Source organism: Halomonas sp. E19 (assembly GCF_052439355.1).
GTDB lineage: Bacteria > Pseudomonadota > Gammaproteobacteria > Pseudomonadales > Halomonadaceae > Halomonas.
Map to the genome: position 1 here is coordinate 1,585,511 of NZ_JBNFWU010000001.1, position 12,798 is coordinate 1,598,308.

Sequence of the window (12,798 nt, forward strand, 5' to 3'; positions counted from 1 at the left end):
GATACGCAGATGACCGATACCCCCGCCGGCCCTACCGCGCCGGACCCTTGGCCGCCATTCGTCCTTACCAGGACAGTGAAGTGGCCGATGTACTGGCCCGCCTGGCCAGCGACCGCGAACTGCTCGACGCCTTGACGCGCTATCGGCTGCCGCGCCTCAGCCGCTCGCTGCCCTGGCTGGCGCGCGGCCTGGCCTCCCATGCCATCCGGCGACAGACCCGCGATGTGACTGGCGTGCGCGATTTCCAGCTGCGCGTGGCCTACTACATGGAGCGCATGATTCGCACCTCCACCGACGACTTTCGCGTGGAAGGCCTCGAGCACCTGCCGCCGGAAGGCGCCTACCTGTTCATCGGCAACCATCGCGACATCTCGCTCGACCCGGCTTTCGTCAACTACGCCCTGCACCTGGCAGGCCGCGACACGGTGCGCATCGCCATCGGCGACAACTTGCTGAAGAAGCCCTATGTGACCGACCTGATGCGGCTCAACAAGAGCTTCATCGTGCCGCGCGCGCTGCGCGGCAAGCGCGCCATGCTGGCCGCCTACCAGACCCTTTCCGACTACATTCGCCACTCCATCGTGGAAGACCAGCACTCGATCTGGATGGCGCAGCGCGAAGGCCGTGCCAAGGACGGCATCGACCGTACCGACACGGCCATCATCAAGATGCTGACCATGGCGCGCCGGCGCGAGGATCGCGCCGCACCGATCGGCGAGGCAATCGCCGAACTGCGGCTGGTACCGGTATCGATCAGCTACGAGTACGACCCCTGCGACCTGCAGAAGGCGCGCGAGCTGCATGCCATACATAGCCAGGGGCGCTACGAGAAGAGCGAGTTCGAGGATATCCAGTCGATCGTCGCCGGTATCACCGGGCACAAGGGGCGTGTCCAGCTGCGCTTCGGCAGGCCGCTCGGCCCTGGCTTCGACACGCCAGAGGCCGTGGCCGCCGAGATCGACCGCCAGGTGATAGGTGGCTATGAGCTGTTCCCCAGCCACTATCTTGCCTTGGAGGCACTGGGCGATGCGCCCGAGCTGGTGGACCTGAGCCAGGTAAGCAGCGCCGATCGCGCCCGTTTCCAGGCCCGCCTCAAAGAGGTGCCGGCCGAACTGCACCCCTGGTGGCTGGCCCAGTATGCCAACCCGGTGCGTAACAAGGCGGAACGCCTAGCCGATTGCAGCCTGGGGGATGCGTGAGCCAGCACGCCCATCTGCCGCTCGATCGCGGGGCACAGACACGCGAGGCCCACAAGGTCACGCTGATCGGCGCCGTCATCGACTTAATTGTGGGCTTGCTCAAGCTGGTGACCGGCCTGCTGGTAGGCTCGGCGGCGCTGGTAGCCGACGGTATCCACTCCTTCTCGGACCTGGTAACCGACGGCTTCGTGGTGGCGGCCACCCACTACGGACGCCAGGAGCCGGACAGCAACCATCCCTACGGCCATGGGCGTATCGAGACCCTGGCCACGCTGATGCTTGGCAGCGTACTGATCTTCGTGGCTGGCGGCATTGCCTGGGCCAGCCTGATGCGCCTGATAGGCGGCGAACCGTTCGTCGCCCCTGGCGCCTGGGCGATTGGCGTGGCCGTGGTTGCGCTGGTCGCCAAAGAGTGGATCTTTCGCTATACGCTTCGCGTGGCGCGACGGGTGAAATCCCGCCTGCTGGAAGCCAATGCGTGGCACTCCCGCTCCGATGCGCTTTCGACCGTGGTGGTACTGGTGAGCCTGGTAGCCGCCCAGTTCGGTGCCGGCTGGGTGGATGCGCTGGCCGCCATCGTGGTGGGGGTCATGGTAGGCCAGGTGGGGTGGCGGCTGATGTGGGAGTCGAGCCGCGAGCTGATCGACACCGCCCTGCCGGAAGCCGAGCGCACGCGCATGCAGGCATTGGCCGAGTCGGTGCCCGGCGTGGAGAGCGTGCATGACCTGCGCACCCGCTCCTTGGGGAGCCAGAACGTGCTTGACCTGCACATCGTGGTAGCCCCGAGGCTGACGGTCTCCGAGGCGCATGAAATCGGCAATGCCGTGAGTCGCCGGCTGCGCGAGGCCTTTACCGACCTGGCCGAGGTTACCTTCCACATCGACCCCGAAGACGATGCCGGCGAAACCGAGCACAGCCTGCGCCCCGGCCTGCCGCTGCGCCAGGATGTAGAGACCATGCTCGATGATGCCTGGCACGCTTGCCCGGCATGGCAGCAGCGCGTAGCGGTGGATCTTCACTACCTCGCCGACCGCATCGACATTTCCGTCTATGTGGGTGTTCTACCCCCTCAGCAGAGCCTTGACGGCGCCGCACGCGACCTGCGGGAGAGCTCCCTGTCACTGCCCTGGGTCGGCCGGCTGCGAGTCTGGCAAGGGCCCGGCAAAGGCTGAGACGAACCGAACACCTGCCCTAGAATGCCCCTTATTCTGGCATGAAAAATATCGTTCCCTTGCCTGCCCTCCTCTATACTCGGCAAAGGCTTGCTTACATTTAGAAACACTTCGAGTTTCCTATGCCCCCGCGCCCATTTTCCTCCGGCGTTTCTCCCGGCCGCCGCCGCTTCCTGGCGGGCCTGGGAGCCATGCTGCTGGCCGGTGGGCTCGGGCTTGCCCCTTCCCTGGAGGCGCGAATTGACCGCGCCAGGCTGCGCGACAGCATGCAGCGGCTGTACGGAGCCCAAGGGCTTGCGCTGCTCAATGAGTGGTTCGCCCTACTTGACCGACTGACTGGCAGCGCACTCGACCTGCAGCTTCGCGAGGTCAACGACTTTTTCAATCGCCATATCCGCTGGGTAGACGACATCGACAACTGGGGGCGCGAGGATCACTGGGCAACCCCACTTGAGACCATGGGCAAGCGTCAGGGCGACTGCGAGGACTATTCCATCGCTAAATACGTAAGCCTCAAGGAGCTTGGCGTACCCGGCGCAAGACTGCGCATGATCTACGTGCGCGCCCGAATAGGCCGCAGCCAGATCTCCCAGGCCCACATGGTGCTTGGCTATTACGAGACTCCCGCGGCGATACCGCTGGTACTCGACAACCTGGTGCCCTCAATCACCCCCGCTAGCCAGCGGACCGACCTCGACCCCGTATTCAGCTTCAACAGCGAAGGACTCTGGGCCGGCGGTACCAGCCAGTCGCGGGCCGACCCGGTGGCCAGGCTGTCACGCTGGCGCAGCGTGATCGAACGCATGCAGCAGCAGGGGTTTCTATGACGCAGCCAGAACCGACAACACCCATAACGCGACAACGTCTCGGGGAACGGGGAACACACGATGTCATTGATCAAGCAGCTCTGGCTGACCATCGCCACCCTGCTGCTGCTGGCCTTTGCCGGCAGCCTGCTGATCGGCGTCACTACCAGCCGGCACTACATCGAGCAGGAAGTTCGTATCAAGAACAGCGACAACGCCAACGCCCTCGCCCTATCCATGAGCCAAATGGAGAAGGACCCGGTAATCATCGAGTTACTGCTTGCCGCTCAGTTCGATACCGGCCACTACCGGCTGATTGAACTCCGGGACCCAGCCGGCCGGGTCATCACCCAGCGCAGCACAGGTGATCATATCAACGACGTCCCGGCCTGGTTCGTCTCCCTGGTGCGCTTCGAGGTGCCGCCCGGCCAGGCCGTGGTCCAGGATGGCTGGCAGCAGTACGGTACCCTGGAATTGGCCAGCCAACACAGTTTTGCTTACCGCTCGCTTTGGCAGAGCACGCTGAAACTAACCGGCTGGTTCGCCCTTGCCGGCGTGCTCAGCCTGCTGCTGGCCAGTTGGATTGTGCGCACCATACGCCGCCCGCTGCGCGACGTGGTCAGCCAGGCCCAGGCGATCGGCGAACGCCGCTTTACCATGGCACATGAGCCGCGCACGCTGGAACTGCGCGAGGTGGTGCAGGCCATGAACCGCCTTTCCGAGGCAGTTCGCCACATGCTCAGCGAAGAGAGCGACAAGCTAGACCAATTGCGCCGGCGCATGCAGCACGACCCGGTCACCGACACGCTGATTCGAGGCCCCTTCCTCGACAGCCTGCACGCGCATCTCAATCGCGAAGGCGATGACGCCAGCGGCGCCCTTGCCATGGTTCGCGTAGCTCAGCTCAACCACGTTAACCAACGGCTCGGCCATGGCAGGACCGATAGCCTGCTGGCCCAACTGGCAAAATGCCTTTCCCAAGTCGCCAAGCAGCATGGCCTTGGGCAGGTAGGACGACTGAACGGCAGCGACTTTGCCCTTATACTGCCACGCGAGCATGACCTCGACGCGCTGGGCAAGCACCTGCAACAGGCGCTGGAAGCCTTGGCCAATGAGTTCGGCAATGACCTCTCGTTGCCTTCCGCCCTGTGCGCCTATACCCAGGGCGACAGTCGGGCCGACCTGTTGGCCAGCCTGGACGGCGCCTTGGCCGCCGCGGAACAGCAAGGTGCTACCGGTCAGCGCATCGTAGCGGTACCTGCCGCCAATGTGCTCTTCACCAGCCATGATGAGTGGCGCCAAGCCCTTGAACAGGCCTTGGACGAAGGCGTTTTTCTAGCCCATTACCCCGTGTTGGACAGCGCCGGCAAGCTGATTCACCACGAAGTGCCCTCTCGCCTGCGCCTGAAAGGCGAGTGGCAGCCCGCCGGCGTGTTCTTGCCATGGGTGGCTCGCCTTTCACTGACCCCGCAGCTGGACCTCGCCGTCGCCAAAGCCGCCCTGAACGACACGGCGATCAGCGGCAAGCCGGTCGGCATCAACCTGTCGGTCGATTCCCTCAAGGACGGCCACTTCATGGGAGAGCTATTGACAACCTTGCGTGCACGGCCGGACCTGGCCCCGCGGCTCTGGTTCGAGCTGCCGCAGTCGGTCGCCGTGCAACAGCCACAGGCGCTGAAAACGTTGTGCAACGCCTTGCTTGGCCTGGGCTGCAAGGTCGGCCTGGAGCATGTGGGCCCCCAGTTCGGCAAGCTACCTGGGCTGCAGGACCTAGGCCTTAGCTTCATGAAGGTGGACGCCGCACTGAGCCAGGACATCGAGCAGCGCAACGACCAGCAAAGCCTGCTACGCGGCATGGCCACCCTGGCCCACTCGCTTGGGATACTGGTCATTGCCGAAGGCGTGGCACACCGCAACGCCGCCAAGGCGCTGTTCGAGCTGGGCTTGGATGGCGTGACGGGACCGGGGGTGCGGCAGGGTTCCGCCAGCCTCGACGAGAAGGACGACAGCAACCGCAGCGGATAGAACGACAGACAAGAACCACTGCCAAAGGTCGGCCGCCCCGGCCTATGGCTGCCTTGGGTTAGATGATCCCGGCATCGTCGGAATCCGAGAGCAAGCCCACGTGATTGATGCGCTGCCGCAGCGACTGGCGTTCGAGTAGCTTCTGCTGCGCGGGCTCGGGCAGGTCGGTGAAGCTGATCACTCCCTTGTCCATCAGTACGTTGATGACATCCTCCAGCACGCGCACAAAGGCCATGTCCGTGCGGGAGATGGCCAGGTTCTCGATCTCCTTGTTCACTTCAAGAAACTGCTGCAGGTCAGGCGTGCAGGGGAGCACGAACTCATCGCACTCTTCTGTCTTCTCTATGCTGGCTTGGATCACCTGGCCCGATTCGTTGCGCTTGATGTACATGGCAGTGCCTCTGGAAGGACTTTACGTAGAGTAACAAACGCCCTGCCCGGTGTCGCCAGGCAGGGCGTGGGTCTAGCTATTTGCTAAAGGAAAGGTTACTGGTCGATGTTGAGCTGGTTGCTGGCCAGCAGCTCGGCCAAGATGGCGGAGGAGTCGACTGCCTCTTCTATCACGTAGTTCTCCAGCACGATCACCTGAGTAGCGTTGTCGCCATTTACGCCGATATTGCCCCCATGGTTGATGTATAGCACCGTGTCAGCTCCCTCCTGTGCTGCAAAGATGTACTGATCTAAGGTCTCGATGCTTTCATTCTGCAACAGGTCGGCAAGGTCCAGCACGTTGTTACCCAGACTAAAGTCCTTGACGGTGTCGATGGCCGGGGTATCACTGGTCCCTTGATCGCCCAGATTCCACTGGAAGACATCATTGCCTTCACCCCCGATTAGGGTGTCGTTTCCGGCACCCCCGATTAGAGTGTCGTTTCCGGCACCACCGATGAGGGTGTCGTCTCCCTCAGTACCATGCACCACATCGTTACCATCGGAACCGGTGATTTCATAGCTGCCGGTCTCAGTGGTCTTGACGAAGACGGAGAAGTCAGCGATAGCGGTGTCACTATCGGCATCCGACCCCGTCAGCACGAAATCGAGCTGATAGTCGTCCGGGTAGATCTGGGTGACATAGCTGGTCGAAACGCCATCAATCTTAAAGCTGTTGGTGCCTGCCGGTGCCAGCTCCATGTAATCGACATTAATCGTCGGATCAATGTTGAAGATGAACTCACCGTTGCCGGTCAACAAGGTGGCATAGTATATGGTTGTGCCGCCATTCACGTCGAATATGGTGAGTTTCGCCCTGTCACCGGCGCTGGAGCCGGCAGTGCCGGAAACGCTGAATGCGAAGGTGGAAACACCTATCGCTCCTTGGCCCTCTACAGGCAGTACATTGAACCTTAGCACTTCGTTGTGCTGGCCTTGCACCACATTCGATTTTACGCCCAGGTCGGTCGAAGACATACTCACATCTTCAAGTTTACCGTTCCTGTAAGCCGTTACTGCCAAGGCAAATTTACCGTCGAATACGTCTGCCGTGAACAGATAGGCATCCTTACCTCCTTCCTTATAGAAGTTGTCCTTATCGAAAGCGCTCAGCAAGCTATCGATAGTCGTCTCAACGACAGGTGCAGGCGACAGCAGATCGAAGGCATAAGTGCCGTCCGCGTTCAGCGTGAGATTGAAGAACTCAAAGGAACCTGACTTCGCCGTGTAGGTGATCCAGGTATTACCGGAGTCGGTGATGGTCAGCTCATAACCCGCCGGCATGCCAGTCCAGATCAACGAGCCTTCGCCAAAGCTTCCAAGGAAGCCCTGCACATCGCCGCCTACATCGAACTCGTACGTCCCCTCGTATATTCCGGCTACGTTGGCAATGGCGAGGTTGAGGGCAGATAGGCTCGGGCCGTCGTCCTGGAAGCCCAGTTGGCTACCCAGGTCGACGATGGCACTATCGGTGTCTTGGTCGCCGTCGGCGTCGGTGACGGTCACGCTGCCGGTGAGCAGGATCTGACCGGCGCCCAGGTGCAGCACTTCGCTGGCATTGCTCGCCGTCGGGTGGTCGATGGCCTGCTGCTGGTCGAGCACCAGGTTACCGTCGGCCAGGGAGACGACGAAGACGGTGTTGTCACCGTCGACGTCATCGGCGCTGGCCGCCGTGCTGCCGACGACGCTGCCGTCGATCAGGTGTAAGTAGACCAGTTGGCCACCGCTGGAGATATTTTCTCCGCTGCCGTCCTGGGCCACGCTGCCGGCAACGCCGTTGCCCAGGCTCAGGCTGTAGCTCCAGGCCTTGCTGCCCTCGGCGGCCGCGCCGTCGCCACCGAAGGACGTGCTCACGATGTTGAAGAAGTCGCGCAGCGCGGCGCTGTCGGTGCCTAGCGCGGCGTCGGTGGTCAGCAGGCTGGCCAGCTCGGCGGCAGCGCCGATGTCGATGCTTGGCACGTCGTCGACGATGCGGATGGTGCCGCCAAGGTCGGCGGTCAGCGTATCGGTGGCGGTGTCGCCATCGCCGTCGGTGACGGTGACGTTCGCACTCACGCTCACCAGGCCAGCCGGCAGGCCGACGCTGTCAGCGCCTTGGGCGGGATGGTCCACGGGCGCGGACTGGGTCACGGTGACGTCGCCGCTGGCGGCGTCGATCTCGATGCGCAGCACTTCGGCTTCACCGGCGCGGCCGATGACGACGCCGTCTTCAAGCATGAAGACGATCGGCACATTGCCTCTGGTCAGGCCGTGCTCGACCTCGCCCAGGCTCAGGGTGTAGCCGTCGATGGCGACGCTACCTTCACCGTCGGCACCGTAGCTAGCGGTGATGGCCGCGGCGAAGGCCGTGGCCACGCTGCCGGTGGCCACGGAGGGGCTGCCGACGGTGTCCTGGTCGTAGGTGGTCAGGACCACGTCGCTCAGGTCGACGCTGCCCACCTCCACGCCCGGCACGTCGTCGACGATGCGGATGGTGCCGCCGAGGTCGGCGGTCAGCGTATCGGTGGCGGTGTCGCCATCGCCGTCGGTGACGGTGACGTTCGCACTCACGCTCACCAGGCCAGCCGGCAGGCCGACGCTGTCAGCGCCTTGGGCGGGATGGTCCACGGGCGCAGACTGGGTCACGGTGACGTCGCCGGTAGCGGTGTCGATCTCGATGCGTAGCACTTCGGCTTCACCGGCGCGGCCGATGACGACGCCGTCTTCAAGCGTGAAGACGATCGGCACATTGCCGCTGGTCAGGCCGTGCTCGACCTCGCCCAGGCTCAGGGTGTAGCCGTCGATGGCGACGCTACCTTCACCGTCGGCACCGTAGCTAGCGGTGATGGCCGCGGCGAAGGCCGTGGCCACGCTGCCGGTGGCCACGGAGGGGCTGCCGACGGTGTCCTGGTCGTAGGTGGTCAGGACCACGTCGCTCAGGTCGACGCTGCCCACCTCCACGCCCGGCACGTCGTCGACGATGCGGATGGTGCCGCCGAGGTCGGCGGTCAGCGTATCGGTGGCGGTGTCGCCATCGCCGTCGGTGACGGTGACGTTCGCACTCACGCTCACCAGGCCAGCCGGCAGGCCGACGCTGTCAGCGCCTTGGGCGGGATGGTCCACGGGCGCAGACTGGGTCACGGTGACGTCGCCGGTAGCGGTGTCGATCTCGATGCGTAGCACTTCGGCTTCACCGGCGCGGCCGATGACGACGCCGTCTTCAAGCGTGAAGACGATCGGCACATTGCCGCTGGTCAGGCCGTGCTCGACCTCGCCCAGGCTCAGGGTGTAGCCGTCGATGGCGACGCTACCTTCACCGTCGGCACCGTAGCTAGCGGTGATGGCCGCGGCGAAGGCCGTGGCCACGCTGCCGGTGGCCACGGAGGGGCTGCCGACGGTGTCCTGGTCGTAGGTGGTCAGGACCACGTCGCTCAGGTCGACGCTGCCCACCTCCACGCCCGGCACGTCGTCGACGATGCGGATGGTGCCGCCGAGGTCGGCGGTCAGCGTATCGGTGGCGGTGTCGCCATCGCCGTCGGTGACGGTGACGTTCGCACTCACGCTCACCAGGCCAGCCGGCAGGCCGACGCTGTCAGCGCCTTGGGCGGGATGGTCCACGGGCGCGGACTGGGTCACGGTGACGTCGCCGGTAGCGGTGTCGATCTCGATGCGTAGCACTTCGGCTTCACCGGCGCGGCCGATGACGACGCCGTCTTCAAGCATGAAGACGATCGGCACATTGCCGCTGGTCAGGCCGTGCTCGACCTCGCCCAGGCTCAGGGTGTAGCCGTCGATGGCGACGCTACCTTCACCGTCGGCACCGTAGCTAGCGGTGATGGCCGCGGCGAAGGCCGTGGCCACGCTGCCGGTGGCCACGGAGGGGCTGCCGACGGTGTCCTGGTCGTAGGTGGTCAGGACCACGTCGCTCAGGTCGACGCTGCCCACCTCCACGCCCGGCACGTCGTCGACGATGCGGATGGTGCCGCCGAGGTCGGCAGTCAGCGTATCGGTGGCGGTGTCGCCATCGCCGTCGGTGACGGTGACGTTCGCACTCACGCTCACCAGGCCAGCCGGCAGGCCGACGCTGTCAGCGCCTTGGGCGGGATGGTCCACGGGCGCAGACTGGGTCACGGTGACGTCGCCGGTAGCGGTGTCGATCTCGATGCGTAGCACTTCGGCTTCACCGGCGCGGCCGATGACGACGCCGTCTTCAAGCGTGAAGACGATCGGCACATTGCCGCTGGTCAGGCCGTGCTCGACCTCGCCCAGGCTCAGGGTGTAGCCGTCGATGGCGACGCTACCTTCACCGTCGGCACCGTAGCTAGCGGTGATGGCCGCGGCGAAGGCCGTGGCCACGCTGCCGGTGGCCACGGAGGGGCTGCCGACGGTGTCCTGGTCGTAGGTGGTCAGGACCACGTCGCTCAGGTCGACGCTGCCCACCTCCACGCCCGGCACGTCGTCGACGATGCGGATGGTGCCGCCGAGGTCGGCGGTCAGCGTATCGGTGGCGGTGTCGCCATCGCCGTCGGTGACGGTGACGTTCGCACTCACGCTCACCAGGCCAGCCGGCAGGCCGACGCTGTCAGCGCCTTGGGCGGGATGGTCCACGGGCGCAGACTGGGTCACGGTGACGTCGCCGGTAGCGGTGTCGATCTCGATGCGTAGCACTTCGGCTTCACCGGCGCGGCCGATGACGACGCCGTCTTCAAGCGTGAAGACGATCGGCACATTGCCGCTGGTCAGGCCGTGCTCGACCTCGCCCAGGCTCAGGGCGTAGCCGTCGACGACGACGCTGCCCGCACCGTCGGCGCCGTACTGGACGTCGACCACGTTCTCGAAGGCCGTGGCCACGCTGCCGGTGGCCACGGAGGGGCTGCCGACGGTGTCCTGGTCGTAGGTGGTCAGGACCACGTCGCTCAGGTCGACGCTGCCCACCTCCACGCCCGGCACGTCGTCGACGATGCGGATGGTGCCGCCGAGGTCGGCGGTCAGCGTATCGGTGGCGGTGTCGCCATCGCCGTCGGTGACGGTGACGTTCGCACTCACGCTCACCAGGCCAGCCGGCAGGCCGACGCTGTCAGCGCCTTGGGCGGGATGGTCCACGGGCGCGGACTGGGTCACGGTGACGTCGCCGCTGGCGGTGTCGATCTCGATGCGTAGCACTTCGGCTTCACCGGCGCGGCCGATGACGACGCCGTCTTCAAGCGTGAAGACGATCGGCACATTGCCGCTGGTCAGGCCGTGCTCGACCTCGCCCAGGCTCAGGGTGTAGCCGTCGATGGCGACGCTACCTTCACCGTCGGCACCGTAGCTAGCGGTGATGGCCGCGGCGAAGGCCGTGGCCACGCTGCCAGTCGCCGTGGAGGTGCCTTCCCCGCGGGTCTGGGTGTCGTCGGTGCTGAGTTCGAGGCTGCCTAGGTCGATGCTGCCGACGCTGACGCTGGGCTGGTCATCTGCAATTACGATGTTGAACGTGCCCGTTGCCGTCCCACTACTGCTGGTCACGGTATATACAAGGCTTGCCAGCGCTTCGTCCGTCCCCGCTGCGTGCAGCAAGTTGTTCAACTGCGTGAGGGTGAACGCGCCGGTGGCTGGGTTCACTTGAATAGTGAAGAGTTCGAGTTCGCGTGCCGGGGAAAAAGCCGTCAACGTATTGGTCGACGCATCCCATACATAGAGGATAGTTTCTTGGCCTACTTGGCTTTCCACACCATCCATATTGGCAAAGGAAATACTGCCATTTTCACCATTGCCAAAGCTGAAGTTAAGCGTACCGCTGACAATCGCTCCAGAATTACCCACCAGGGCGTCTGAAAGGCTAATCTGCAGGCTTTCGGCCGTGGGCGCGATGACTACGGGGATAACAGGCTCTTCGGGTACTTCATCTTCCGTCAGCGTGAAGAAGCCGCCCTCCTCCTCAGGCGCCCCACCCAGGTCATTCAGGCCATAATCGAACGCCAGCGGGTCGGTCTCTTCGGCCACTCGCGCCAGACGCACGAAGCTGTGGCCGCCATCGGCACCACCGCCACCGCCGGCACCCGCGGCGGTCGCATCAAGAATATCCAGCAGGTCGATCGTGTCGTCGTCCAGCGCGGCGAGCAGTGCTTCTAGGTCGTCATCCAGCGCGGCGAAATCGGAGGCATCGAGGTCACTCTCGGTGCCCAGCTCGGAAGGCAGAGAAACTTGTTCGCCGGCTTCCACCAGAGTGGGCGCCAGGCCATCGTCGAAATCCAGCTGCGCGTTACCACCTTCCGATGTGACCAGCACGTCACCCTCTTGAAGGGTGTCACCGATGCGCAGTTCGCGCAGATTGCCTTGCGCATCACGGGCCCATGCCTGACCGGTGATGGAAATGACGGTTGCAATCGCCATGAGATGCCCTTTTCGGATGTGTGCCGGCCAATTTCGATCGGAATGGCCATGCGAGGTGATGGTGATATCTCTACGCTACGTTACATCTCGATACACAGCTATTGGACCGAAGGACAGCCGGGTAACGGCAGAGGAGGAAGGCAGGAAATACTGGAGGCGAAAGGAGTGATGAGGAGAACCAAGAGGTGGCTACACGATCTTAAGGCAAGCCACACCGGGCTTAGCTGTTACAAGCCCGGTTACTAAGGCCAAGGCACTCCGCTTCAGACGATGCGTTCATCCTGAACGGCAAGCTTGAGCAGCAGTTGCATGCGGTCGCGTACGCCCGTCTTGCGAAAAACGGCGCCGAGATGTGCCTTCACGGTACGCTCCGTGATGTTCAGTCGGCGCGCCACTTCCTTGTTGCTGACCCCTTCGGCAACGGCCATCGCCACGGCACGCTCACGCTCCGTCAGCTCGGAAAGAAGTTCCTGCGATACGCGCTCGGCTCCGCCTAGCCCTTTGTAGGTAGCGCCAAGCACCCTGTTCAGCAGCTCAGCCGGCACCCAGACGCCTTGGTTGGCGGTAACCAGCGCAGCCTGTTGCAGGAGATTGGGCGCCAAGAGCGCATGGGCATAGCCTCGCGCGCCCGATTGCAAGGCGAGCATCGCCTCCTGCTCGCTCGGCGCCATCGACAGCACCAGCACAGTCGCTCCCTGACTGACCAAGGAGGAAGCCAGTGCCGACCACCCAGGGCAATCTGTCATGATCCAGGCATGGTCACCAGGCTGAACCCGTGTGCGTGCCTGCTCCGCGCCGGTTCGCCGGCCATCGGGA

The 12,798-nt window shown here is 64.0% G+C and carries 7 protein-coding genes; 4 read left to right on the forward strand and 3 right to left on the reverse strand.

Features of this window, described 5'->3' with window-relative positions; genetic code table 11:
* Positions 1–47: 47 nt before the first annotated feature.
* The 4 genes from ACUDAL_RS08465 to ACUDAL_RS08480 all read left to right on the forward strand — a co-directional run bounded on the left by ACUDAL_RS08465 (position 48) and on the right by ACUDAL_RS08480 (position 5,202).
* Positions 48–1,199 carry a 1-acyl-sn-glycerol-3-phosphate acyltransferase gene (locus tag ACUDAL_RS08465; RefSeq protein ID WP_444677829.1) on the forward strand — a complete coding sequence of 384 codons (1,152 nt, stop codon included), beginning with the start codon at positions 48–50 and terminating at the stop codon, positions 1,197–1,199.
* Positions 1,196–2,371, forward strand: a complete 1,176-nt coding sequence (locus ACUDAL_RS08470) for a cation diffusion facilitator family transporter (RefSeq protein ID WP_444677830.1) — start codon at positions 1,196–1,198, stop codon at positions 2,369–2,371. Before ACUDAL_RS08465 ends, ACUDAL_RS08470 begins: the two co-directional genes overlap by 4 nt.
* Before the next feature lie 122 nt (positions 2,372–2,493).
* Complete coding sequence (locus ACUDAL_RS08475; protein ID WP_444677831.1) at positions 2,494–3,198, forward strand: transglutaminase-like cysteine peptidase; 705 nt, start codon at positions 2,494–2,496, stop codon at positions 3,196–3,198.
* A gap of 60 nt (positions 3,199–3,258) precedes the next feature.
* Positions 3,259–5,202, forward strand: a complete 1,944-nt coding sequence (locus tag ACUDAL_RS08480) for an EAL domain-containing protein (RefSeq protein ID WP_444677832.1) — start codon at positions 3,259–3,261, stop codon at positions 5,200–5,202.
* A 58-nt stretch (positions 5,203–5,260) separates the two neighbouring features.
* On the opposite strand, the gene ACUDAL_RS08485 is transcribed toward ACUDAL_RS08480, so the two are convergent.
* The 3 genes from ACUDAL_RS08485 to ACUDAL_RS08495 form a co-directional block, all read right to left on the reverse strand.
* Positions 5,261–5,593: a tryptophan synthase subunit beta like protein gene (locus ACUDAL_RS08485; RefSeq protein WP_444677833.1), complete on the reverse strand. Its 333-nt coding sequence runs from the start codon at positions 5,591–5,593 to the stop codon at positions 5,261–5,263.
* A gap of 95 nt (positions 5,594–5,688) precedes the next feature.
* Positions 5,689–11,982, reverse strand: coding sequence for a retention module-containing protein (locus ACUDAL_RS08490; protein ID WP_444677834.1), 6,294 nt, complete (start codon positions 11,980–11,982; stop codon positions 5,689–5,691).
* A gap of 263 nt (positions 11,983–12,245) precedes the next feature.
* On the reverse strand, positions 12,246–12,668 hold the full coding sequence (locus tag ACUDAL_RS08495; RefSeq protein WP_444677835.1) for a response regulator transcription factor: 423 nt from the start codon (positions 12,666–12,668) through the stop codon (positions 12,246–12,248).
* Positions 12,669–12,798: the final 130 nt, after the last annotated feature.

Bases quoted from the DNA above. Each gene is read 5' to 3' on its own strand.
- ACUDAL_RS08475 (WP_444677831.1), top strand. From the start codon at position 2,494: ATGCCCCCGCGCCCATTTTCCTCCGGCGTTTCTCCCGGCCGCCGCCGC.
- ACUDAL_RS08480 (WP_444677832.1), top strand. From the start codon at position 3,259: ATGTCATTGATCAAGCAGCTCTGGCTGACCATCGCCACCCTGCTGCTG.
- ACUDAL_RS08485 (WP_444677833.1), bottom strand. From the start codon at position 5,593: ATGTACATCAAGCGCAACGAATCGGGCCAGGTGATCCAAGCCAGCATA.
- ACUDAL_RS08490 (WP_444677834.1), bottom strand. From the start codon at position 11,982: ATGGCGATTGCAACCGTCATTTCCATCACCGGTCAGGCATGGGCCCGT.